Here is a 24,921-nt window from a genome sequence, read left to right as displayed (position 1 = left end):
CCTTAGTCCTTCTTCAAGTGTTTTTCAAGTAAAGCATAACGCTCGTTTTCGATACGTTCTACTTCAGCAGCAGGTACGTAGTAGTCCACTTTTTTAGTGAATGAACTTACGATGAAGCTGATAACAGCACCAAGGAAAGTTGCAACGACTAACCACCAGATATGCCAGATTAAAGCGAAGCCCATTGCTGTAATGAACAAGGCAATAACAAAACCAGCAGCACGATCAGTTGGCATATGAATATCTTCATATTTCTCAGGACGTGCATACGCTACACCGTTCTCTTTATCATTCCAGAAAGTATCAATACCATTGATTTTTGGAATTTCAGCAAAGTTATAGAACGGAGCAGGGGATGAAGTAGACCATTCAAGTACACGGCCATCCCATGGATCGCCAGTGTTGTCCATGTTGTCGTGACGTTGTAAGAAACCAACAATAACTTGCATTAAGAAACAAGCAATACCGATTGCTACAAGCACAGCACCAAACAAAGCAATTGCTAAGTATGGATCCCATTCAGGGTTGTCATATGTATTCAAACGACGTGTCATACCCATGAAACCAAGGATATAAAGTGGCATGAATGCAAAATAGAAACCAAAGAACCAGAACCAAAACGATGCTTTACCCCAAGTTTCATTTAACTTCCAACCAAACATTTTTGGCCAGTAGAAAGTGATACCCGCGAACATACCAAATACAACACCACCAATAATTACGTTATGGAAGTGAGCGATCAAGAATAACGAGTTGTGTACTAAGAAGTCAGCTGGTGGAACAGCCATCAATACACCCGTTAAACCACCGATACCGAAAGTCACAAGGAAGCCAAGTGTCCAGTACATTGGTGATGTAAAGGTAATGCGACCCTTATACATAGTGAATAACCATGAGAAGATTTTCACACCAGTAGGAATCGCAATAATCATGGTCATGATACCGAAGAACGCGTTGACGTTGGCACCAGCACCCATGGTAAAGAAGTGGTGTAACCATACCACGAAAGCAAGTACTGTAATCGCAATCGTTGCATACACCATAGATTTATAACCGAACAACGTTTTACGAGAGAACGTTGAAACGATTTCAGAGTAAAGACCAAAAGCAGGTAATACTAAGATATATACTTCTGGGTGACCCCATGTCCAAATCAAGTTCACATAGAGCATTGGGCTACCGCCAAGCTCATTGGTGAAGAAGTGGAAACCGAAGTAACGGTCAAGTGTTAACATTGCAATTGTTGCAGTCAATACTGGGAACGATGCAATGATCAATACTGCTGTACAAAGTGCAGTCCAAGTAAAGATCGGCATGTCCATAAGTTTCATACCAGGTGCACGCATTTTGATGATGGTAACAAAGAAGTTAACACCGGTTAAAAGCGTACCTAGACCAGAAACCTGGAGTGCCCAGATATAGTAGTCAACACCAACACCAGGAGAATATTGAATGCCAGAAAGAGGTGGATATGCCATCCAACCTGTTGCAGCAAACTCACCTAATACTAGAGAAACCATCATCAAACCAGCAGCACCAGCAAATAACCAGAAGCTCACAGAGTTTAATAATGGGAATGCAACATCACGTGCACCAATTTGAAGTGGTACAGTAATGTTCATCATACCAACAACAAGACCCATTGCTACGAAGAAGATCATGATTACACCATGTGCGGTGAAGATCTGATCGTAATGGTCGGGATGTAAGTAACCTTCACCACCACCTTTTGCAAGGAACAGTTGAAGACGCATCATGATTGCATCAGCGAAGCCACGAAGTAGCATCACAACAGACACAAGAATATACATAATACCAATTTTTTTATGGTCTACAGATTTAAACCATACATTCCAGAGGTAACCCCATTTTTTGAAATAGGTGATACCACCGAAAACTGCAATTGCACCAAGAGCCATAATGACCATTGTTACAAGTACAATCGGCTCTTTAGGGATTGCATCCCAATTGAGTTTACCTAATAACAAAGACATGTCTTATTCCCCTACAGAAGCAGTTGCATGTTCAGCACCTGCATGTTCAGCGCCTGCATGGTCTGCACCATGGTAGTTGCTCATGTAAGTGTTGATGATGCTTTTGAACAAGTCAGGCGTAACTGAAGAATAATAAGTCACAGGATGAGGCTTAGTAGGGAATGGACCTTTACGTTCAGCTTCGTGTGCAGCTTTAATTTCTTCAGGAGTATGCGCATTGTTCAGCATTGCTTCAATTTGGTGTTTAGAACGATCACCATCTTTGAGCGTAGCAAATTCTGTCGCATCAAGCGTGGTTTTTTGGATCGCTTCAGGATTAATTGAAGTACCTTTACCTGCTTTAATAGCGTCTACCCAAGTGTTGAAGTCAGCATCTGAAACAGCATGAGCTCTAAAACGCATTTGCGTAAAGCCGTAACCGCTATAGTTCGCTGAGAATCCACGGTAGCCGTCTGCTGGACTTGGGTGTTCTGCAAGCATATGTAACTTAGTTTGCATACCCGCCATAGCATAAACCTGACCTGCTAACTTAGGAATGAAGAAAGAGTTCATTGTAAAGTTAGAAGTGATTTGAAATTCAATTGGTTTATTGACTGGGAAACGAACTTCGTTAATTGTAGCTATTTGTTGTTCAGGATAGATAAACACCCATTTAAACTGTTCAGCGACTGCTTGAATTTTTAAATGTTCTTCCATCTGACCTTGAGTATTTGTTAACGGTCTATAAGGGTCATATTTGTGTGAACCCCACCATGTTAAATACGCAAGAATAGCAATAATAATACATGGGATACCCCATACTACAATTTCAATCGCAGTAGAGTGTGCCCATGTAGGTTTATAGTCTGCATCTTTATTTGACGCGCGATATTTCCAACCAAACCACAATGCCATTAAGATCGAAGGAATTACGACCAATAACATTAAGTAAATCGCAGTCATCATCAGGCTACTTTGACCTTCAGCGACTGGACCTTTAGAGTTTAGAAGTACTATATCACCACCACACCCAGTTAAGAGTGCGGTGATCGCAGATAAAGACAATACAGCTAAAGTCGTTTGTCTCATTTTACAACCTCGGTGAAGAGTCCCATTCCCTATATAAATATGGGATAGCGATTAAAGTGCCGCATGATTGAAAATGACTATTATTTCTAAATAGAAAACATTCTCAATGATCTGACACCGCTACGTTGTAGGGCATTATGCCTCATATCGGCAAACTTAGCTATACATAGAGAATGAATATATTGATGTAAAAATACCTGAGACTTTTAGTCGGAATTATAAAGAAAACAAAAACATAAATTATTAATTTCTGAATGTTTAGCTTTAAAAAATGGCGGTATAACCGCCATTTGAATTATTCTGAAAGATCAATAACTTTGGTTTTAGAAATACGATCATGCAATGCATAATTCTCTTTAGAGAAAAACATAAACAAATCAACAATGAAAATGATGGCGATAAGCGGCAATATACTCATAATTTGTGACAGAATGAGAAATAAGAATGAACGAACAAAAAAGCCTCTTAAAGAACCTGGTAATTGATTGGTATTTACATCAACAATCTGTAGTTTGAATATTTTTTTGCCAATAGATTGCCCAAATTTAGTAATCATAAAACATTGAGTGATCAAGAGAATGAGTACAAATACCATCAAACCAATATTGAGATAAGCTGGCATACTTTGGCTAATCATTTCTGCAATTTTAACTTGGTTTTCTACTGAGAAACCGTCTGAAGCAACTTTGACCGCATCTTCTGGCATGAAGTAAGCGATAGCCATAATTTGCGGTAAAAATAATAGGGCAAAATCTACAAGTTTAGCTGAAATTCGTTTGCCTACTGGGGCTGCTTTAGTGATTCTTTTTGTACTTTTTTCAATTTTAATATTTTTGATTGCAGGGTTTTGTTGAGGATCAATTTGTTCACTAGTAGATAATGTCGGAGAGACATAACCAATAGGTTCATAAACGAGTTTACCTTGTGTAAGTTCACCAAGCGCTTTCCATTCTGTTAATCCTTGATGCCAAGCTAAATCCGTTAGAAGCACTTGCTGGCTTGCAAGCATTTGATTCAGTTGTTCAATTGAATACGGACCTGCTTGTTGGTTATTTCTCGCCAAGTAAATTTGCATAAAACTCAATTCTCAAAATAAATCTAAAAGTACATAATTGGTAGATGAAAATGAACACAATCGCAACTTTATTCACCTACTTTTTTAAACCACTATGTATACTAGATTTTTGAATGTATTAACATTAAATTTACACGAAATCTTAAAATATCAAGAAAATTTAACTTATCTAGTAGAAGAGGGTTGATTGTAAAACTGGGTCTAACATTTAACCTAAGTGAAGAAAACTTTAACTTACGATCATGTATCGAGTGATTGATATCTGTGCTGAAAGTAAGAAAATTTGAACTAGATCTTTGATATAGCTTAATTCAAAATTTTAAAAAATGTACATAAAAAAGACCCTGCTTGAGGGTCTTTTTTAACTGATTAGATTAAGACTGTTTAATCTTTTCTTCAGCAAGGAAGAACCAAGTATCTAAAACTGAGTCTGGGTTTAATGAAACAGATTCAATTCCTTGTTCCATTAACCATTTTGCAAGATCAGGGTGATCAGAAGGACCTTGACCACAGATACCTACATATTTACCGGCTTTACGGCAAGCATGAATTGCCATAGAAAGTAATGCTTTAACTGCTGGATCACGTTCATCAAATAAGTGAGAAACAATACCAGAGTCACGGTCTAAACCAAGTGTTAACTGGGTTAAGTCATTTGAACCAATAGAGAATCCATCGAAGTGTTCAAGGAACTGTTCAGCAAGTAATGCGTTTGTTGGTAATTCACACATCATGATTACTTTAAGACCATTCTCACCACGTCTAAGACCATTCTGAGCCAATAATTCAATAACACGTTTCGCTTCAGATACTGTACGTACAAAAGGAATCATGATTTGAATGTTGGTTAAACCCATTTCATCACGTGCTTTTTTCAATGCACGACATTCGAGTTCGAAGCAGTCACGGAAGTTATCAGATACATAACGACTTGCACCACGGAAACCAAGCATTGGGTTTTCTTCTTCAGGCTCGTAAAGCTTACCGCCAATCAAGTTTGCGTATTCATTTGACTTAAAGTCAGACATACGAACAATTACAGGTTTGTCAGCAAATGCGGCTGCAAGTGTAGAAATACCTTCAACCAATTTTTCAACGTAGAATTCAATCGGTGATGCATAACCTGCTGTACGTGCTAGAACTGCTGCACGTGTTTCGCGTGGTAGGCTGTCAATGTTTAACAAAGCTTTTGGATGTACACCAATCATACGGTTGATGATGAATTCTAAACGTGCAAGACCAATCCCTTCGTTTGGAATTTGAGCAAAGTCAAATGCACGGTCAGGGTTACCGACGTTCATCATAATTTTGAACGGTAGTTTAGGCATAGATTCGATAGAATTACGTTGAATTTCGAAATCCAATGCACCTTCATAAATAAAGCCTGTGTCACCTTCGGCACAAGAAACAGTGACTTCCTGACCATCTACAAGCACTTCTGTTGCATTACCACAACCTACGATAGCAGGAACACCAAGTTCACGTGCAATAATTGCAGCATGACAAGTACGACCACCACGGTTAGTTACAATTGCAGCAGCACGTTTCATCACTGGTTCCCAATCTGGGTCAGTCATGTCTGATACAAGAACATCACCTTCTTGTACTTTATCCATTTCTTTAATCGAAGTAACGATACGAACTTTACCAGAACCAATACGTTGACCAATTGAACGACCCTCACAAAGAACCGTACCTTTCTGTTTAAGGAGGTAACGTTCCATTGTGCCGACATTCTCACGGCTTTTTACCGTTTCAGGGCGTGCTTGAACGATATAGATTTGATCATCATCACCGTCTTTTGCCCATTCGATATCCATAGGTGCTTGATAATGTTCTTCAATGATCAATGCTTGTTTAGCAAGTTCTTGAAGCTCTAAATCATTTAAAGCAAATTGTTGACGATCTGCTTTTTCAACATCTACAACGACAACAGATTTACCTGCAGCACCTTCTTCACCATAAATCATTTTTTGGTGTTTTGAACCAAGATTACGGCGAATGACGGCATGTTTGCCATTTCTTAGAAGTGGCTTAGAAACATAGAATTCGTCAGGGTTTACTGCACCTTGTACAACCATTTCTCCTAAACCGTAAGAAGCAGTAATAAATACTGCTTCACGGAAACCAGATTCTGTATCAAGTGTAAACATTACACCTGCAGCGCCTGTTTCAGAGCGAACCATACGCTGAATACCAGCAGAAAGCGCAACAATATCATGTGCAAAATTTTGGTGTACACGGTAAGCAATGGCACGGTCATTATAAAGTGAAGCAAAAACTTCTTTAATTGCGATGAGAACGTTGTCGATTCCACGAATGTTTAAGAACGTTTCTTGTTGACCCGCAAATGAAGCATCTGGTAAGTCTTCAGCAGTTGCAGAAGAACGTACCGCAACAGCAATGTCAGGATTACCATTAGAAAGGGCAGCAAATGCTTCGCGAACTTCAGTCTCTAGACCTGTAGTAAGTGGAGTTTCTACAATCCATTGACGGATTTTTGCACCAGTTTCTGCAAGTGCGATTACATCATCTACATTTAATGCTGCAAGTTCTGCATTGATTTTAGCATTTAGGCCACTTTGCTCTAGGAATTCGCGATATGCATCAGCAGTCGTTGCAAATCCACCTGGAACAGATACGCCAGCATTTGCTAAATGACTGATCATTTCCCCAAGTGAAGAGTTTTTACCACCCACGATCTCAACGTCGTGTTTACCTAGTTTTTCCAGACCGATTACGCGTGCTTCCAAAGTTGTTACTCCACTTATGCAGTATTAATCACTATCTTGGCATGAAATTATAACAAAAAACTTAGCATTTTGATTCAACTAAGTGATAGTCATGTAAGATGGGCTTACTATAAAGATTATACATCGCTAAGACAAATGTTTGAGGAGATTTTTAATGTCAGAAAGTAACCAAATAAAGCGGAGCGTATTTTTTATTTCTGATGGTACAGCGATTACGGCTGAAACCCTTGGGCATTCATTATTAGCGCAATTTCCTCATGTAAAGTTTGATATCCATATTATTCCCTATATTACCTCTGAAGAAGCTGCAATGAATGTGGTCGAAGAAATCAATAAAAGGGCGGATAAAGATGGTCAACAACCCTTGGTATTCGATACTTTGGTTGATCCTTATGTTCGAGATATTATTAATACTGCAAATGCTGTGAATCTTGATGTTTTTGAAGGGCTTATCAGTAAGTTGTCCGACGTTTTAGGTACTCCGCCTACAACTTTAGTCGGACAAACACATGCAGTGACTGATTCTGAGTCGTATAAAGCACGTATTGATGCTGTTCATTTTGCTTTAGATAATGATGATGGCGCACGTACACGCCATTATGATAAAGCTGATTTAATTTTGATCGGTGTATCGCGTTCTGGTAAAACACCCACTTCAATTTATTTATCTTTACAGTTTGGTATTCGGGTTGCAAACTACCCATTGACCGAAGAAGATTTGGACGATAACCGCTTACCTGCAGTATTGAAGGAGCATAAAAATAAACTATTTGGCCTGATGATTGATGCTGAACGTTTAGTCGCAATTCGTTCTGAACGTAAAGCTAATAGTCGCTATGCGAGCTTTTCACAGTGTCAGATGGAGCTACGCGCAGTCGAGGGAATCTATATTTCTGAAGGGATTAAATATTTAAATGTTTCAGAGATGTCGATTGAAGAGATTTCAACACGTGTTTTACAGATGACTGGGCTTAAACGTCGTATTGGATAATCCATTATTATGTTTTTTGATGTGTATTGTAATGTAAGGACAGTAGTGAGCTGAATCAAATTTGGCTCTTTTTCTTTTATGTTTATTATTTTTTATAGTGTGATTTGTTATATGAATAAGATATTAAAAATAAGTTCATTTTTCATGCTTGTAAGTGTACAAAGTATATTTGCACAACAAACCAATGTTGAATCATTGAGCAACTTTGAAAATGGTTTGGTTGAAAAATACTATCAAAAAACTTGTTCAGGGCGTGGTGAATGTGATCAGTACAATGAAAAAATTTCTAGTGAAATTGAAAATAAAATAAAAAATGATTCATCTAGTTTTGCATATTCGTTTGCAAAACTCACTGAGAAAAATATGCTGGATATCCATTACAGTCCTGATCGAAAAATCAAATTTTATACGATGGACGTTTCTGCTGGGGGAACGATGAGAGAACCATATAGTTTAATTCAAGTGAAACAAAGCAATGCTTTTGCTTCCCAAGAGTTATCTCAAGTTGGATTTATCGATAAAATTGTGCAAGTCAAAATTAAAAATCAAGATGTTTATTTGGTCACCAGTCTATTTATTAATAGTACCTGTTCAAGGGGCTATCGGATTCACTCCTTTGTGTTGAATAACGGCAAATTTGTCGCGCAACCCATTTTTGAAACCAAAACTCAAAAACTTGATTCAATTGGTATTGAAAATGATTGTCAGGGATGGGAACATTCTGCTGATGATTTTATCCGTATCTCAAAAGATTTAAAAAATATAGATATATTAGTGGTGAATGCTTCAGGAAAATTGACCAATAACTATTTACGTTACCAAAAGACTCCACAGGGTTATCGTTATAGTGGTGTTGTCAAATAATAGTTAATCTAAAAAATAAAAGAGGCTAAAAAGCCTCTTAAACTCGAATCTTCTAAACCTATTAGTCGTAAGTAGTAATAATCACATCCACTAAATGTTCAATTCCTTCCATACTTTGTACGGCATGCTCAGTAATTTTAACGACTGGCCAAGTGATTAATTTACAGTTTTTACGTTGCACCGCTGTATAGTAGCTATCCGATTTTAAAAATACTTTATTCTTTAACGCAGAGTTCGGCATCAATTGACGTTTTAACCATTGTTCCTGGACTTGCGATTCTAGATAACGAATCGCCAACATTGATTTAACACGATGATTAAATAATCGACGGTTTTTGATGATCAAAGGGTGTGAGATTAGCTTTTGGACACCTTTTTCAGTTTGCGGTAAGATAAAAGAGGGTATGATTTGAAAAACTTTTACAAATTCAGCACTGTTTAAAACATGGCTAAGATGTGTGACTGTAAGTTGGTTTGCACCGATAATTGCCACGTTTAAACCTGTAAAATCGATGAGTTTAATCTCGGTAGATGCAATAATTTTACCTTTATAATGCTTAAAAAATTCCGGCTGATTTTGAAAAAAACCTTCATTTTGACTCTTTTTCCTGTCGAGCATATTATTTCCTTTTTATATTAATTGGTCGCAGTGGGTTCAGATGTTAATTGATATATCCAACTTGGAACTTTAGGTAAAGACTTTTCAGGAATCTTGTCAGTCACGCTAACCATGGCATCAATCGGAATATGGAACCATTTCTTATTGCGGTCTACTACATTTTTGCCATGAAATTGAATGATTTGAAACCACGGGTTACGGCGTCCCTCTACTGTTCTTCCGCCAATTTTCGAAAATTTATTCATTGCTGCATATAATTTTTCTTCGGGAAGCCCGAGCTTAATAACATTGTCACGCATTTTATTGATCAGTGGTAAGTAAGCCAAAATACCGAGCATCAAACGTGGGTCGATTACCCTTGCAGCCATTTGGGCAAGCTCAATAACGCTTTTATTGATCCCTTGTGCTTCCATCACACTGAAACCTACCCCTAAATGCCGTGCTTCATCACCGTTAATCAGTTCAAAGGCTTGGTGGCAAACTGGATCATCTACAGTATCCAATAAAAAGGTGCATAACGCGCCATCCAAAGCAACTTCAAGCATGGGAATTACTGCGCCTAAAATATAAAAAGGCATTTCATCGGCATAGGTATCCAGCCATTCAATAATTAAACGTAAATTTTTATTTGGTTTAGGGATATCGCCATCTAACATTCCCCAGCGTTTCATAAGCGCCATTTCTGCATTGGCGTGGCGTTGTTCTTCAGCATGGAAGATGGCGTACATTTCACGTAAAGTTGCCGTTGGAGCTTTTTTTGACATTGCTGAAAATGCACGAGCACCGACATGTTCAATCCACATCAGATCTGCCATAAAGTCTTTAAGTTTTGGCCATTGTTCGCCTGTAACCAGCTCTCGACCTGGTGCATCCCAATCAATATCGGATAAAGTCCATTGTGTATTTTTGACTTTATCTAACATTTTTTCTAAGTCAATTGAAGCCATAGCAAATCTATCAAAAATAAGGATTTCATTGCATTTTATTTAATATCTCTGTGAATCAATTGGCAAAGATATTCATTGTGGAATGATGAAAAATATCAACGCAGTAATGATTTGATTTTGAAAGTGAAAATTTAGCTAAGTGATTGAGATAAAAAGAAAGACTTGTCATAAAAGGACAAGCCTTATCATTTGGAGCAATAGATTGTTTAACAATTAAAATTTATCTTCAGGTGTTTCTAGTTCTTTAACCTCAACTTGCTGAACAGGGTGGGGCTGAGGCAGTTCAGGCTGTGAATGAGTTCTGAGATATTCCAAGTCTCGAATATTCTTTTGTACAGCAACAGCACCGAAGAGGCTAAGTAAAAAAGCCATGATATAAAAGCCTTTCTCACTGAGTGTCATCGTCGCATTCCATAAACCCAATGCGAGCAGAACAATACAGATCACCACGGAAGCCCAGCACAGTCCATAATAAATTGCTGTCACTTGCTGACCTTCAAGTTTATCCCGAACAACTTTTTGCAGTGAAACAGCAGAAAATAGACCATAAAGGATCAGGATTAAATAATAGCCTTTTTCATTTAATAGAATTTGTGCATTGAATAAACCGACACAGTAGGCCGCCGCACCAGCAAGCAAAGCCACCCAACTGACTGCAATAAAAGCAGGGGTGGGTTTATTGATATATTGGTTCATTGTTGTTCCTTATTACTATTTTACTGATTTTTATATGTTCTATTATGCTGATTTGAAATGAGATGGCAAATCTTTTCAATTTATGAGAGCTAATTCAAATAAAGTTTAAGTGTGGAAAATAGTAAATAGTATTTTAAATCAATTGGATATTTAAGCTATAGGACAGTTTAATCAAAAAAAACCAAAATGAAATTTGTCATTTCATTTTGGTAAAGAGGAAAACATGATTGATTTGTATTATTTTTTTAAATCCATCAATAAACTAAAGTTGTCTAGGCGCTTCTGTGTATCATAAATATCGCAAGTGAAAATAAATTCATCTACCTGATATTTTTCTAAAAGTTGCTTTAGACCATTTTTCACTGTATCTGGTGAGCCAATTTGCGCCATACCTAAGAAGTTTTGTACGGAAATTTTCTCTGATGCAGACCACCGGCCTTCCATTGTTGCTACAGGCGGTTTCAGTTTTAAACTTTGCCCTGTCAGTAATGCAAGAATACGTTGATACACACTTGTGGCTAGATACTCTGCTTCCTCATCGGTTTGGGCAACGACAGTAGGAACCCCCATAGATACAAACGGTTTATTTAAATAGGCGGATGGTTCAAAATTTTCACGATAGAGCTGAATGGCTTGGCCTAACATTCTCGGTGCAAAATGTGAGGCAAATGAATAAGGAAGTCCTAATTTAGCCGCCAGTTGTGCGCTAAAAAGACTCGATCCTAAAAGCCACACAGGCACATGCGTACCTTGCCCTGGTGTTGCTTTAATTCTTTGCTGAGGCACTGCGTCGGCGAAATAGCTTAAAATTTCTAAAACATCTTGTGGAAATTGCTCTTCTGTTTCTTGACGACCACGTCTTAATGCACGCATGGTGGTTGGATCTGTTCCGGGCGCACGACCTAAGCCGAGTTCAATACGATTTGGATAGAGTGTTGCCAAGGTACCAAACTGTTCAGCAACCACTAAAGGTGCATGGTTGGGTAACATAATCCCTCCCGAGCCCACTTTAATATTTTTTGTATTGGCTAAGATGTAACCCAGCAATACAGCAGTTGCGGAGCTGGCGATACCGTCCATATTATGATGTTCAGCTAACCAAAGGCGATCAAAGCCCAACTGTTCTGCATGCTGGGCAAGTTGCAATGCATGCTTAAGTGAAAACTCAACTGTTTGATCTTCTCGAACAGGTGCGAGTTCTAGGATAGAGAACTTCGTATTCTTTAATGCGGTATCTGTTAAAGACGACATTTTTAAACTCGAAAATAATATATATCGAAATAATACGATATAAGTGTGCAAATGTATATCGAAAATTGTCGATATTTAGTGCTTTTGATGTTGATTTTATTATCCAAAAAAATTAAGCACCCGAAGGTGCTTGATTTAAATAATTGGATATTAATTTTGCAATGAAATTAATTTTTCCAGTTATTCCAACGGTTTTTGTTTTTGTAGTGACCATAATGATTGCCATTGTCTTTGCGATATCCACGGTCATTATAGCGATAATCAACATTACGATAACCGCTACGATCATAACGATCATTGTAACGTCCATAACGGCTGTCATAGCGGTCATCATAACGACGGTCGTCACTGACTTTTTGACCTAATGCCGAACCACCTGCAGCACCAAGACCTGCGCCAATATAGCCACCAGTTGAAGTTCCCGTCACATTACGACCTACGGTATAACCACCAGCACTACCTAAAGCGCCACCGATGATCGCACCATTACGGTCACGTTTATTTGATGAAGCGCCTGCGCCAACACCACCACCGATTGCAGAACCAATCATCGCACCTGTTGAACCACCCATTTGTTGCCCAATTGCAGCACCCACCACACCACCAAGTGCAGATGTTAATGCTGTATTGGTTGAGTTGCCTGCATGTGCAGTCGTCATCATTGTTGCTGCAATTACAGTTGCACCAAGGATTGCTTGTAATTTCATTTTAAACTCCTGATCGAAGCTTCTTCGAATTCTTTAACTTGAGGCTAGAATAACGAAACATTTAGCAATAATTATGGATTTGAATGTAAGCAATTTCTCTGTTTTGTGTGTGGATTGTATATTTGGCTGATTAATTTATTCATGATTAGTTTATGTTGATCTTATGAGGGGAATATTGTTGTCGTAATAATCATGATGATATTTTAATATTAAAATATCTTTTGAGATGCAGCTCTACCAATGTATAGCCATAACATACAGTCAACCTATTAAAAAACTTATATACAAGAATATAATTTCTCTTAATTAGCATTTTTAATTAAATCAATTGTATGGAAAATAAATTGTTTGATGATAAAAAGCTTGCAATGCCACACCTTACATTCAAAGTTTAAATACCTTTACGTAGGCGTTGCCTCACTTTTCAGATATGAAAAGATACCGTCTTAACTGTCAAGCAAATTATTTAAGGATTCATGCCTTATAATTTGCCTGATAAGGTTGTTGGTTTTTAAGAACACCATAGCAAAGATGAATTAACTTTCGCATAGCAGCAGCAATCGCTACCATTTTAGTTTTCCCTTTCGCTAAGAGCCGTTCGCTCAACTCTTTAATGTGAGGATTGTACCGAGTTGCAACAATGGCAGCCATATATAAACCCGATCGAATTTTAGGTGAACCGGCTTTAGATAAGCGACTTTTTCCAAGCACAGAACTACCAGATTGTCTATGAATGGGAACTAAACCCACAAATGCAGCAGCTTGGCTAGCTTTTTCAAAAGAATGAGCACGTAAAAAAACAAGCATTAATAAACTGGTACGCTCAGCAATTGCTGGAATGCTTTCAAGAAGCTTTTGATCACGTTTAAGCTCATGGTCTTGATCTTGATCAATATGGTTTTGAATTTGTGTATCTAGATTCTGAATTTGCCGAGTTAATGATTTAATATTAGTCTTAATAGACTTTAAAATTGGTACAACTATTAGAGTGGAGTTTGCTTTTTCCAAACGATTTTGTTCACGTTTTAAGTCGTTCGCAAGACTTGACCTTCTATCTAATAAAGCATTGAGCAATCGGATATTATCAGGAGTGGGTTGCCATAAATGTAAATCTACAGTCATTGCAAATCGCGCCAATACTTCACTATCGATTTTGTCAGTTTTATTAAGCTTAGAGATACTTTGAGCAAAATATCGAGTACGGGCTGGGTTAGCCACACAAACTTGAAATTTTAAATCAAATAAAAATTGAGCTAACATTTCATGATAGACGGATGTTGCTTCCATTAAGGCTCTAGTTTCTTCAGCAACAAGACCAAAACGATTTAACCATGATAACAATTGATGAAATCCTTTATTGCTATTGGAAAAGCATTTAGTTTTTATTTTTCCACTAGAGTCATCAAGAAATAAACAACAATCGAATTTAGCTTTAGAAACATCAATGCCAAGATAAAACATAGCTTCACCTAATTATTGATTGAATTAATATTAAAAAACCACAGTCTTTTCTTGTGAATGCAGCATCAAAGTGCTTAGTTACCGTCCAGATTTATGTCAGTGGTTAGGTGTAAATTGTAGATTTAATCTTTTCAGGAAACTCGAAGTTTTGATGACAAACCAAACTCTACAATTTACGTGTAGTGCTAGCTAATCACTACAAAGAACAAGATACAAGATGACAAAAATCTTCCGTTTAACAGGGCTCTTGCGCTGCAAACAAAGCAGTGCTTTATTTTTGCTCATGTACCCCCGCCCAACAGCGACATCCATGTCGCCCCACGGTAGGATCACCATCTATGATTCAAAAACACAAAAACTTATTCATAGCCAAAACTTCTCGATTTCATACAAAAAACATAAGCTTCATTTATGATCAATGACTTGATAGAAGTCATTTGTATGAATAATTAGGTGGTTTGACTATAACGAAACGTGATAGTGATATGTGAATAAATATGAAGAATCGCTCGGGCTAAAGACAAATGATCGAAACTGAACGTTTAATTTTAAAACCATTTATGGAAAAAGATTTATTGGAAATCTCTGCTTTATTTCAGGATGAAGATTTTATGGCTTTTTCTCCAAATGGGGTTTTAACGACTGAGTCTGCCATAGGGCGATTTTGGGAGATTGAGAAACATTATAAAGAATATGGCTATGCAAAAATGGCGATTTTCTTAAAAGCAACTTAGCAAATTATTGGATATTATGGTTTTGAAAAATGCGTATTGAATGGTAATCAAACCGTTGAATTAGGATTTCGTTTACTAAAACAAGAAAGGCGAAAGGGCTAGATAAAAGAAGCTGCAATCAAATTATATGAAGATATTCAAGCTAGAGGCTTTAAAAATATAATTGCATTTTCTGAATAAAATAATGTTTTTGCGCATAAACTTTTACTTAAAGTTTTTTTTATACAAAGACTTACTTCTCATTTTTAAATATGCAGGTCATTTTTTTTGAAAAAGAAGTTGAAGAAAACGGAGCAGAGTAATATGAAAAATAAAAAAGCACCCGAAGGTGCTTGATATCATTCACGGATCAATTAGTGATGACGACGGTGTTTTTTGTAGTACTTTTTATTGTACTTACGTTGATCTGCATGGCGGTCTTGAGAAACTTTTTTTCCGAGAACCGAACCACCCGCCGCACCAGCAGCAGCACCAATATAACCACCTGTGGTACCACCCATATTTTTACCGACGGTATAGCCACCAACGCCACCTAAACCACCACCGATTGCAGCCGCAGTACGGTCTTTTCTATTGGTTGATGCTGCAGCACCACCTGCACCACCTACTGCTGAACCAATCATTGCGCCAGTGTTACCACCAATTTGTTTACCTACTGCAGTACCAACGACACTACCTAGAGCAGAAGTTGCTGCAATACGTGTTGAGTTGTCAGCATGGGCACTTACTGTCAATACTGAAGTTACTGCTAATATAGTGCTTAATATGATCGTATTAAATTTCATGTGTTGCTCCATGTCCTTATTTGGACAGTTCTATCTATATTCGATGTGGCAAATGTAACAAAAATTTTTCCAAAAAATGTGGAGAGGAATCTGAAAATTGATAGCGTTTGGTATCTGAATGTATATTTTCTATTAAAAGTGAATTTAAAACACCCATATTAGTCAACAAATAGCATGAATAATGGAGAAAACAAACATCTAATCAAAAATCATGTTGATCATCTTGCTATAAATTCTACTGCTTATTTTGATGGTTCTTATATAAATGTGTCATTTAAATGGCAGAATCGGTAAACTAGGCACAATTTTAGAATTTTCTTACCAATTTTAAATGGGCTGTTATAAAGCTCGATGTTTTTGGTGAGGCTTAGATTGAGAATGTATTTAAAATGAAAGAATCGTTACGTTTACGATTAGACCAACTTTGTGATCGACATGAAGAGTTAGAAGCATTATTAGCAGATGTTGAAGTCATTTCAGACAATAAGCGTTTTCGTAATTTGTCCCGTGAGCATAATGATTTATCCGAAATTACTGATGTCTGGAAAAAGTACAAGCAAGCTGAAGAAGATATTGAAACCGCAGAAGCTATGTTAACTGATCCAGATTTTAAGGATATGGCTGTTGAGGAAATCAAAGAGAACAAAGCTTTAATTGAACGACTCGAAAGTGAGTTGAATATTCTCATGATTCCTAAAGATCCCAATGATGCCAACTCAGCATATTTGGAAATCCGTGCGGGTACAGGTGGTGATGAAGCTGCGATTTTCTCGGGTGATTTATTCCGTATGTATAGTAAATATGCTGAAACTCAAAACTGGCGTATTGAAATCTTATCTGAAAATGAAGGCGAACATGGCGGATATAAAGAAATTATCTGTCTAGTGAATGGTGAAGGTGTTTACGGTCGTTTGAAGTTTGAAAGTGGAGCGCATCGTGTTCAACGTGTTCCAGCTACTGAGTCACAAGGCCGCGTCCATACTTCAGCTTGTACTGTGGCAATTCTTCCAGAAGTTGATGTAGACACTACTGTAGAGATTAATGCTGCGGATTTACGTATTGATACTTACCGTGCTTCTGGTGCGGGTGGTCAGCACATTAACAAAACGGATTCTGCTGTACGTATTACCCATCTTCCAACAGGTACTGTTGTGGAATGTCAGGATGAACGTTCACAGCATAAAAACAAAGCAAAAGCGATGGCATTATTGGCTTCACGTTTAGAAAATGCGAAACGCGCTGCTGCCGATGCAGCAACTTCTGAAATGCGCCGTGACTTGGTGGGTTCCGGGGATCGTTCGGAACGTATCCGCACATATAACTATCCACAAGGTCGTATGACAGATCACCGTATTAATTTAACTTTATACAAGTTAGATGCAGTAATGGAAGGTGATTTGACTGAGCTACTTGACAGTTTACATCGCGAATATCAAGCAGATCAGTTGGCGATGCTTGCACAACAAAATGGTGGTTAATGAATATTGCAAAGGCTTTGGCCTTACGTGGAGAAGCTGAAAGTTACGAGCGTCAAGAAAATGCTTGGTTACTTGAGCATATTTTAAAAATTGATGCATTTGATTTGTCACTTAAATCTACGCAAGAATTAACGGTTGAGCAAGAACAGCAATATGTTAACGGTTTAGCGCGGATTGCTGCTGGTGAACCATTGGCTTATGTGACTGGCTCACAACCATTTTGGACTTTGGATTTAACGGTTAGCAAAGATACTTTAGTTCCTCGTCCAGATACTGAGGTCTTGGTTGAAACAGTTTTAAATCTTGATTTGCCTGAAGATACTCGTATGGTTGATTTAGGTACAGGTACAGGTGCAATTGCATTATCACTGGCGAGTGAGCGTCCTAATTGGTCTATTATTGCCACAGATATCTATGAACCAACTCTAGAAGTTGCTCTACATAATGCTGAAAAGCATGACTTAGGGCAGGTCAAATTTTTCTTAGGAAGTTGGTTTAAAGCTTTGAATCGTCAATTTTTTGATGTGATTGTTTCGAATCCACCCTATATCGATGTTGATGATGAACATATGCAGCATCTCGCTTCTGAGCCTGAACGTGCTTTGGTTGCCCAACAGCATGGTTTGGCGGATATTGAGCATATTATTCAGCAAGGTAAAAAATGGTTGGCAACACAAGGCTGGATTGTACTTGAGCATGGTTATGATCAAGCTGAAGCAGTTCAAAACATTTTTAAAGGTGCTGGTTTTAAACAGGTCAGAACTGTTAAAGATTATGGTGGAAATGATCGTGTGACTTTAGGTCAATGGATAAATTAGAATTGGATTGTTGTTTTAAAAAGACTTTGTTGGGTTGCAGTGATTGCTCAATCAACAAAGTCTTTTTTAACGCACAATAAACTTTAAAAGAATTCGATGTATTTTTATATTTTGAAGTTGAGCTTTAGAAAAATAGCTTAAGTCAAATTACTTTTAACCAATTGAATTGGCTCTAACAGTTCTTCACCTAAAGAGCTGAGCATTTCTCTTTCAATTATACGGGTAATCGAATCTAAAGGTAAATCATTTTCTTGTAGGCCAAATGGTTCTTCAAGCTGGGCACTCAAAGCATCTAGACCTAAAAATAAATAAGCAATTAAACTGACGATAACAGGTGTCCAAATACCTAAGCTAGCTTCTAAGCTAAATGGTAGAATCAAGCAAAAACAATATACTGTACGATGTAATAAGACTGAATAGGAATAAGGCAGGGGGGTACTTAAAATACGATCACATCCGGCCTGAATATTACCAAGTGCAACAATATGTTGGTTTAAACCCTGATAGATAATGTCAGAAATTTCACCTGCTTTAAGTGATTGAACTAAAGATTTTTGAATTTCTTCTAAAACAAATTGTGAGGCATTGAGGTGATTTTTCAGCTGGTTAAAGGTCAATTCATCTAAATCGACTTTATTATTATAAAAATTAATGGATTGGTTTTGATTGCGTAAGCGATTTCTTAATAAACAGGTAAAAAGCATCACACGATACATTAAAACTTTACGCTGGCTTTCTTTTAAAACATGAGTATCACGAGAAAGGTGTCGTGATGTTGCAATCAATGAACCCCAGAGTTTACGACCTTCCCACCAACGATCATAGCAAGCAGTATTCCTGAAACTTAAGAAAATAGAGAGGATAATGCCGAACACGGTAAATCCAATTGCTGGTACAGCAGGAATTGTAAAATAGTGATGTGATGATAGGTAAACCAGAACTGTCGAGATCAGCACAACAAAGGTTAATGCGGGTAAGACTTTGGGAAGAATGGTGCCGTGCCAAGCAAAGAGAAGTGCGAAGCTGTTACTTTTATCTCGAATGATCATACTGTCTACCTAAATATTACTGCGACAGTGTTTCATAGAGAAAAGCAGAAATGCAAGTTGCAAATAAGCAATTTAAAAAAATACGGCTGATCAAAAGCCGTATCTGAATGGTTTAAGTTCTCCAACGTAAAAACCAGTTTTCAATCAATTTCATTAGACTGTCTGTGATTTTACCGAGGACAGCCAGCAAGATAATCGCAATAATCACAATATCGGGCCGAGAGGTTTCTCGACCATCACTGAGCAGATAACCGATACCTTGTGTAGCTGCAATCAGTTCTGCTGCAATCATAAACATCCACGCTAGGCTTAAACTATTTCTTAGTCCAACGAGAATTCCAGGAGATGCAGCAGGCAGAACAATTTGGAAGATAGTTTGTAGATAGGTCAGACGGTATACTTTTGCCACTTCTAACAACTTTGTATCAACACCATGTATGGCAGATACGCTATTGGTATAGGTGGGAAAGAATGCACCAATCGCGATTAAAGTAATTTTGGAGGCTTCATCAATGCCTAACCACAAAAGCAATAACGGAATCCAAGCAAGGCTTGGAATAGATTTGATTGCTGAAAATGTAGGTTCTAAAAATTCCTCAATGTGTTTGTTTAAACCCACTGCAAGTGCAAAAATTAGCCCCAATAAGCTACCAATAAAAAATCCTAAAAATACGCGCCAAGTGCTGGTATAAATATGGGTAAATAAATCACCTGCGGCAAGCTCCTTGAATGAGCTAACTAAGCTACTTGGGGCAGGGAGAAGATAAGACTCAATCCATCCAAAACGAACTAAATACTCACATAATAAAATGAACAACAACGGAATCGTAATTCCTTTGACCCATTTTAAAACATTGGCCTTAAAGGCAGGTTTGTATAAACCCGCCTGCGCTATATGTACATTTGATTGTCTGTGCATCGATTGAGTATGTGTAGACCTTGTCATTACTTCTCAGCAACCTTGCCAATGACCTTTTGCGCATATTTGCTGTCAAATAGTTGATCCACAACTTGATTTACATTAGTTCCTTTTCGAACCAGTTCCTCTTCAGTCAAAATAGTGCCTGCTTTCTTTAGCGCATTAAGATGTTTCGCGGTTGGAATATTTTGATCTAGATTAGTTCGACTCAATTGCAACTTCGCCACTTCAAGTGGCAATTTTGCTTCACGTGCTAATAATTCTGCAAGCTTATCTGGATTGGCTTTTGCCCATTTACGTGCTTGTTCATAAGCTTTAATTACAGCCTCAACTGCTTCTGGGCTTTGGGTTCTAAATTGATCTTTTACACTTAACACACTGTAACTATTGAAAGCGATATTGCGATAGAGCAGTTTTGCACCTGTTTGCAATTGTGCAGACGCCATCAGTGGATCAAGACCAGCCCAAGCATCTACCTGACCACGTTCTAAAGCTGTTTTTCCATCTGGATGTTGTAGATGTACCAATTGCACATCGCGTTTATTTAAGCCAACCGTTTCAAGTGCTTGAAGAGTGAATAAGAATGGATCTGTACCTTTTGTTGCAGCAATTTTTTTCCCTTTGAGGTCTTTTAAGGATTTGATTGCTGAGTTTTTAGCTACGACTAATGCAGTCCATTCTGGCTGGCTTTGGATATAAACCGTTTTAATCGGACTGCCATTGGCACGACTCAATACTGCTGCTAAACCCGCAGTCGAGGCGAAATCGATACTGCCACTGTTTAAATATTCAAGTGAACGGTTACTGCCTTGGCTAAATACCCATTTGACCTCGGTTTTGGGTAAGGCTTTTTCTAACAGCTTTTGTTCTTTAACCACTAAACTTGTTGGGGCGTAATAGGCATAGTCTAATTTCAATGTTGTTGGGATGGCTGCAAAAGAATACGTTGCGGTTAAACTTAAGGCTAAGGTGGAAACTAAGCGTGTCATTTTTTTGCTAAAAACTTTCATATATACCCCATAAAACTCAAAGAGAAACACAGAGCTAGATATGTATATTTTTTAGGGTGAAAGCACAAAAAAGAAAAACAGATATTGACTTCTTAAAATATGAAATGTAAAAAATATTGGTTTAACCATTTGAATTAATTTATGTTTCTGGAATATGCATATTTGTTTGTTGAATAGATGATTATTGAAATGAGTTATAAAAAAATATTCTAATTAAATTTTAGTCATTAGACAAAAAAAATGCCTCGGTATCGAGGCATTTTTGGATTGGGGTAAATTAAACTGGATAATCTTCCAGACTATCTGCAATTTCAACTTGGTCTAATGCATTGGTTTCAAGTGCCAGACAGAGCGCAACAATTTTTGCAGTATCAGCAATATTTTCTTTTTTCATTGCTAAGCCTGATTGAATTGCATCTAATCGTTCTTGGTGAATATCAAGCGCTTGTGCGACTTCTGATGCATCATTGGTTTTGAAAAAATCATTCATGGCATGTTCAAAGTCATGATCTGAAGCTTTTAAAATACCTTCGATAAGCTCATCTAAATGTTCAGTTTGAGCAGAAAGGGAATGGATAAAGTTTTGAACTAGATTTTGTTCTAGTACATCAATCATCTTAATCATGTTAGTGACCTAAAAGTGATTAAAGGGGAGGAGGGTACAACAGGGAATAAGCAGAAAATCTGCTTTAAATTGGGTAATAAATATACCATTTTTGATCAAATTGCAACCTGATTCAGATGAGCTGTAAACAGAGAGCCTGACTTTATATTGATATATTTTTTTATTATAGTTTTTGATTTAAAAGAAATTTCCTAAAATACTATTTTTTTATTGAACGATGTTATTTGGGTTCTCTATAAGCACCTGGACTTAGACCAGTCCATTTTTTAAATGCCCGATGAAATGCGCTGGCATCCTGAAAATTCAACAGCTCACTGATGTCTTGTAAGGTATATGTGGTTTTACAAAGTAGTTCAATCGCCATGTCCCGCCGTATATCATTTTTGAGTTGTTGGTAACTGCTACCTTCATTTTTTAAACGGCGTTGTATAGTGGCTTCTGAAATATTGAGCTGCGCAGATAGTTCACCAAGTTCTAACCATTCAGCAGGAGCAATAGAAAGTAATTGCTTGCGAATTATTGAACTTAAAGCCAAAGGATTCTTAAATCTTAATAGTAGATTTTCGGGGGTGTTTTTAATAAAACTATACCAAGATTTTTGGTCGCGTTTGATTTGAATATTTAAGTAGTTTGCATCGAATTGCAGATAATTTTCAACTGCTTGGTAAGTAATATTTTCACAGAATCGAACGCGATAATCGTTGTCATCTTCAGGAGGCATGCATTTTAATTGTAATTGATTGAGTAAAATTCTTTGATCTGCTAACCAACAGATTAAACTGTGAACCAACATGATATAAGTGGCATAGCAGAACATGCGCTTGGTTTGTAATTTGTCTGTAATGACAATGTATGCATAATTTTCATCTACAATCATTTTGCTGGAGAAATCATCCAAGACAAAATTAAAATATTGCAAAATTTGTTCAATCGCAGTTTGTAGGGTATCCGCTTGCATGACCATTTTAGACAATAAATTATAACAACCACGTCGCATCTGATGCGAGTCCATGCCAAAGAACTCATCATTCATATGGTCAGCTATTTTAGTCCAAAGTTTTGCATAAGCAGAAACAGCAATACGTGATTTGGCTGCCTGAAATATTTCCATTGGTATTTCTGCATCATGCAAAATCTGCTTTATATCATAGCCCTTATCTTGGGCACTGTTCAGGGCTTCATGTACCAATGCAATAGAAATTGTGCCTTTGCTTTCACTGAATTGTTGAATATTCACAAGGTATACTTTAATAAAACCAGATAATTTATGAAATTTTAAACAAAATTAAAGTAATTATGCATTTATTTTATTGTGGAAATAAAATGAATACAGAAACATATACTCAAATTTTATTCTAGATTCGTCAATGAATAATATGCTTTTTCTTGGCTTTAGCTCAATCTTTTATTACAAGAATGAAAGGGCTAGCTGTTGCAATTGATTAGCATTGAAAATAAATGATAATTTGTTATTTTAATGCATCTATGATCAAAAATAATGTATAAAAATGAAATATTCACTTTTATTGCCATTACTGGTATTGCCAATCACAGTATTTGCACTTGAAAATACAAATAAAGAGCGACAGTGCCTGAATGTAAACGAAAGTATTACAGTTAAGTCTTGTCTAATAGTCCATGGGACTGGTACTGATGCTGAATATGTAGAACTTAATTTTAGTAAAAAAGTGTTTTTTATTGAAAAGCCAATAATATGTTATAACACCGAGTGTGATGTAAGACTTGGTGATCAATTTAATCATCTCAAAGTTGCTGAAGTCTATTATTTAAGTGAGAAAAATAAAAAGCAAACAACACGGTTAGTTGGTAAATATTGGACGTGCTATAAACAAATCGATGGAAAAATTAATGTGTGTTATAGAGAAAAATAAGTATTTTAAGATTATAAGAGTATTGATCCATTCTCTCCTATTCTTTTATGTTGTGATTTGACGCTGTTGATCTTATGAAATATTGCTATTGTCCAAATACATCATACAAGATGCAACTTTTGGAAATTGTACTCAAGCTTGACTATGTTTACTCTGCATCTTAAGTCGAAAGTGGGTTTAATTCATCATTTAAACTGCTCTATTCAAACAATGAACTAGGAAAATAAAATGAAAATTGAAGGAAAAGTTTTTGTAGTGACTGGTGGTGCATCTGGATTAGGTGCTGCTACAGCCACACATTTGATTAGTCAAGGTGCGAAAGTGATCATGGTGGATATGAATCACCAGCTTGGCGAAGAAATGCAGAAGCGCTTAGGTGAAAAATCAAAATTTGTTCAACTTGATGTGACAGATGAAATTGCTGTTGAACAATTCTTTAAAAATGTGGAACAGGATTATGCGCAATTAAATGGCTTAATTAATTGTGCAGGGATTGGTCCATCCGCCAAAGTTCTGGGTAAAAATGGCATCCATGCTTTAGATGCATTTCAAAAAGTATTGAATATTAATGTCGCAGGAACATTTAACATGCTGCGTTTTGCCGCAGATGTCATTTCTCGTTATGAGTTACAAGTAGGTGAAGAAGATCGTGGTGTGATTATTAACACTGCTTCAGTGGCTGCGTTTGATGGCCAAATTGGTCAATCCGCTTATGCTGCGTCTAAAGGTGCTGTTGTTGCAATGACATTACCTTTGGCTAGAGAACTTGCGCAACATGCCATCCGTGTGATGACCATTGCACCAGGGATTATGGAAACCCCAATGTTGAAATCATTACCACAAAATGTTCAAGATGCGCTGGGTGATATGGTGCCTTTTCCTAAACGCCTTGCGAAGCCTGAAGAGTTTGCACAGCTTGTTGGTCATATTTGTGAAAATAGCTATTTAAATGGTGAAACAATTCGATTAGACGGCGCAATCCGTATGCAGCCAAAGTAATCCGGTCTAATCTATCTGCTTATGTCTAAATTTGCTTTAACGCAAGCAATAGCAAACTTTTTAAAAAATCAATACTGCCTGACATGATCTCAACCATCGTGTTAGGTGGACTTCAGCCTAAATTTATACAAACAACGAGATTTGACTGGTCGCTGATCATGATTGCAGTGATTTAAAATTTAAAAG

Annotated in this window: 23 protein-coding genes; 7 read left to right on the top strand and 16 right to left on the bottom strand. The window is 37.2% G+C overall.

Going from position 1 to position 24,921, the window contains the following annotated elements:
• Positions 1-2 precede the first annotated feature (2 nt).
• The 4 genes from cyoB to ppsA form a co-directional block, all read right to left on the bottom strand.
• Complete coding sequence (gene cyoB, locus AC4CUY_RS12630; RefSeq protein ID WP_004719352.1) at positions 3-1,994, bottom strand: cytochrome o ubiquinol oxidase subunit I; 1,992 nt, start codon at positions 1,992-1,994, stop codon at positions 3-5.
• A gap of 3 nt (positions 1,995-1,997) precedes the next feature.
• Positions 1,998-3,062, bottom strand: a complete 1,065-nt coding sequence (gene cyoA, locus AC4CUY_RS12625; RefSeq protein ID WP_336954469.1) for a ubiquinol oxidase subunit II — start codon at positions 3,060-3,062, stop codon at positions 1,998-2,000.
• A gap of 295 nt (positions 3,063-3,357) precedes the next feature.
• Positions 3,358-4,137: an RDD family protein gene (locus tag AC4CUY_RS12620; RefSeq protein WP_336954470.1), complete on the bottom strand. Its 780-nt coding sequence runs from the start codon at positions 4,135-4,137 to the stop codon at positions 3,358-3,360.
• Between the two features lie 374 nt (positions 4,138-4,511).
• A complete protein-coding gene (gene ppsA, locus AC4CUY_RS12615; RefSeq protein WP_056512635.1) occupies positions 4,512-6,890 on the bottom strand; it encodes a phosphoenolpyruvate synthase in 2,379 nt (792 codons plus the stop codon).
• Between the two features lie 154 nt (positions 6,891-7,044).
• Here ppsA and ppsR point away from each other — a divergent pair, with 154 nt between their 5' ends.
• Positions 7,045-7,881: a posphoenolpyruvate synthetase regulatory kinase/phosphorylase PpsR gene (gene ppsR / locus AC4CUY_RS12610; RefSeq protein ID WP_004719361.1), complete on the top strand. Its 837-nt coding sequence runs from the start codon at positions 7,045-7,047 to the stop codon at positions 7,879-7,881.
• A gap of 144 nt (positions 7,882-8,025) precedes the next feature.
• Positions 8,026-8,745: a hypothetical protein gene (locus AC4CUY_RS12605; protein WP_336954472.1), complete on the top strand. Its 720-nt coding sequence runs from the start codon at positions 8,026-8,028 to the stop codon at positions 8,743-8,745.
• A gap of 61 nt (positions 8,746-8,806) precedes the next feature.
• On the opposite strand, the gene AC4CUY_RS12600 is transcribed toward AC4CUY_RS12605, so the two are convergent.
• The 6 genes from AC4CUY_RS12600 to AC4CUY_RS12575 all read right to left on the bottom strand — a co-directional run bounded on the left by AC4CUY_RS12600 (position 8,807) and on the right by AC4CUY_RS12575 (position 14,426).
• Entirely contained in the window at positions 8,807-9,364 is a 558-nt protein-coding gene (locus AC4CUY_RS12600) for a flavoprotein (protein ID WP_490774207.1), read from the bottom strand.
• 17 nt (positions 9,365-9,381) lie between these two features.
• On the bottom strand, positions 9,382-10,311 hold the full coding sequence (locus AC4CUY_RS12595; RefSeq protein ID WP_490774206.1) for a ferritin-like domain-containing protein: 930 nt from the start codon (positions 10,309-10,311) through the stop codon (positions 9,382-9,384).
• Positions 10,312-10,524: 213 nt separating this feature from the next.
• Positions 10,525-11,007, bottom strand: a complete 483-nt coding sequence (yiaA, locus tag AC4CUY_RS12590) for an inner membrane protein YiaA (protein ID WP_336954477.1) — start codon at positions 11,005-11,007, stop codon at positions 10,525-10,527.
• Positions 11,008-11,244: 237 nt separating this feature from the next.
• A complete protein-coding gene (locus AC4CUY_RS12585) occupies positions 11,245-12,258 on the bottom strand; it encodes an LLM class flavin-dependent oxidoreductase (RefSeq protein ID WP_490774205.1) in 1,014 nt (337 codons plus the stop codon).
• Between the two features lie 167 nt (positions 12,259-12,425).
• A complete protein-coding gene (locus AC4CUY_RS12580; RefSeq protein ID WP_056512651.1) occupies positions 12,426-12,965 on the bottom strand; it encodes a glycine zipper domain-containing protein in 540 nt (179 codons plus the stop codon).
• 474 nt (positions 12,966-13,439) lie between these two features.
• Entirely contained in the window at positions 13,440-14,426 is a 987-nt protein-coding gene (locus AC4CUY_RS12575) for an IS110 family RNA-guided transposase (RefSeq protein ID WP_490773548.1), read from the bottom strand.
• A 524-nt stretch (positions 14,427-14,950) separates the two neighbouring features.
• On the opposite strand from AC4CUY_RS12575, the gene AC4CUY_RS12570 reads away from it, so the two are divergent.
• The gene (locus AC4CUY_RS12570) at positions 14,951-15,160 is read left to right on the top strand and encodes a GNAT family N-acetyltransferase (RefSeq protein ID WP_419327772.1); all 210 of its coding nucleotides are present in this window, start codon (positions 14,951-14,953) and stop codon (positions 15,158-15,160) included.
• A gap of 353 nt (positions 15,161-15,513) precedes the next feature.
• On the opposite strand, the gene AC4CUY_RS12565 is transcribed toward AC4CUY_RS12570, so the two are convergent.
• A complete protein-coding gene (locus AC4CUY_RS12565; RefSeq protein WP_336954287.1) occupies positions 15,514-15,945 on the bottom strand; it encodes a YMGG-like glycine zipper-containing protein in 432 nt (143 codons plus the stop codon).
• A gap of 389 nt (positions 15,946-16,334) precedes the next feature.
• On the opposite strand from AC4CUY_RS12565, the gene prfA reads away from it, so the two are divergent.
• A complete protein-coding gene (prfA, locus tag AC4CUY_RS12560; protein WP_336954286.1) occupies positions 16,335-17,423 on the top strand; it encodes a peptide chain release factor 1 in 1,089 nt (362 codons plus the stop codon).
• Positions 17,423-18,241 (top strand): peptide chain release factor N(5)-glutamine methyltransferase, encoded by an 819-nt coding sequence (gene prmC, locus AC4CUY_RS12555; protein WP_336954285.1) that lies wholly within the window; start codon positions 17,423-17,425, stop codon positions 18,239-18,241. The genes prfA and prmC overlap by 1 nt, the downstream gene beginning before the upstream one ends.
• Positions 18,242-18,378: 137 nt before the next feature.
• Here prmC and AC4CUY_RS12550 read toward each other — a convergent pair whose 3' ends face one another.
• From AC4CUY_RS12550 to AC4CUY_RS12530, 5 genes are all read right to left on the bottom strand, one after another.
• Positions 18,379-19,290, bottom strand: a complete 912-nt coding sequence (locus AC4CUY_RS12550) for a bestrophin family protein (RefSeq protein WP_490774204.1) — start codon at positions 19,288-19,290, stop codon at positions 18,379-18,381.
• Positions 19,291-19,402: 112 nt separating this feature from the next.
• The gene (locus tag AC4CUY_RS12545; RefSeq protein ID WP_419327773.1) at positions 19,403-20,236 is read right to left on the bottom strand and encodes an ABC transporter permease; all 834 of its coding nucleotides are present in this window, start codon (positions 20,234-20,236) and stop codon (positions 19,403-19,405) included.
• Positions 20,236-21,219 carry an aliphatic sulfonate ABC transporter substrate-binding protein gene (locus AC4CUY_RS12540; RefSeq protein WP_336954282.1) on the bottom strand — a complete coding sequence of 328 codons (984 nt, stop codon included), beginning with the start codon at positions 21,217-21,219 and terminating at the stop codon, positions 20,236-20,238. Before AC4CUY_RS12540 ends, AC4CUY_RS12545 begins: the two co-directional genes overlap by 1 nt.
• A gap of 277 nt (positions 21,220-21,496) precedes the next feature.
• Positions 21,497-21,844: a hypothetical protein gene (locus AC4CUY_RS12535; RefSeq protein WP_336954281.1), complete on the bottom strand. Its 348-nt coding sequence runs from the start codon at positions 21,842-21,844 to the stop codon at positions 21,497-21,499.
• A gap of 220 nt (positions 21,845-22,064) precedes the next feature.
• The gene (locus AC4CUY_RS12530) at positions 22,065-23,081 is read right to left on the bottom strand and encodes an AraC family transcriptional regulator (RefSeq protein WP_490774203.1); all 1,017 of its coding nucleotides are present in this window, start codon (positions 23,079-23,081) and stop codon (positions 22,065-22,067) included.
• 271 nt (positions 23,082-23,352) lie between these two features.
• Here AC4CUY_RS12530 and AC4CUY_RS12525 point away from each other — a divergent pair, with 271 nt between their 5' ends.
• Both AC4CUY_RS12525 and AC4CUY_RS12520 read left to right on the top strand, forming a co-directional pair.
• On the top strand, positions 23,353-23,736 hold the full coding sequence (locus AC4CUY_RS12525) for a hypothetical protein (protein WP_490774202.1): 384 nt from the start codon (positions 23,353-23,355) through the stop codon (positions 23,734-23,736).
• 228 nt (positions 23,737-23,964) lie between these two features.
• Positions 23,965-24,735 (top strand): 3-hydroxyacyl-CoA dehydrogenase, encoded by a 771-nt coding sequence (locus AC4CUY_RS12520; RefSeq protein ID WP_490774201.1) that lies wholly within the window; start codon positions 23,965-23,967, stop codon positions 24,733-24,735.
• Positions 24,736-24,921 lie beyond the last annotated feature (186 nt).

The organism is Acinetobacter sp. 778_lipA (assembly GCF_058242985.1).
This window is presented reverse-complemented; position numbering and strand designations above follow the sequence as displayed.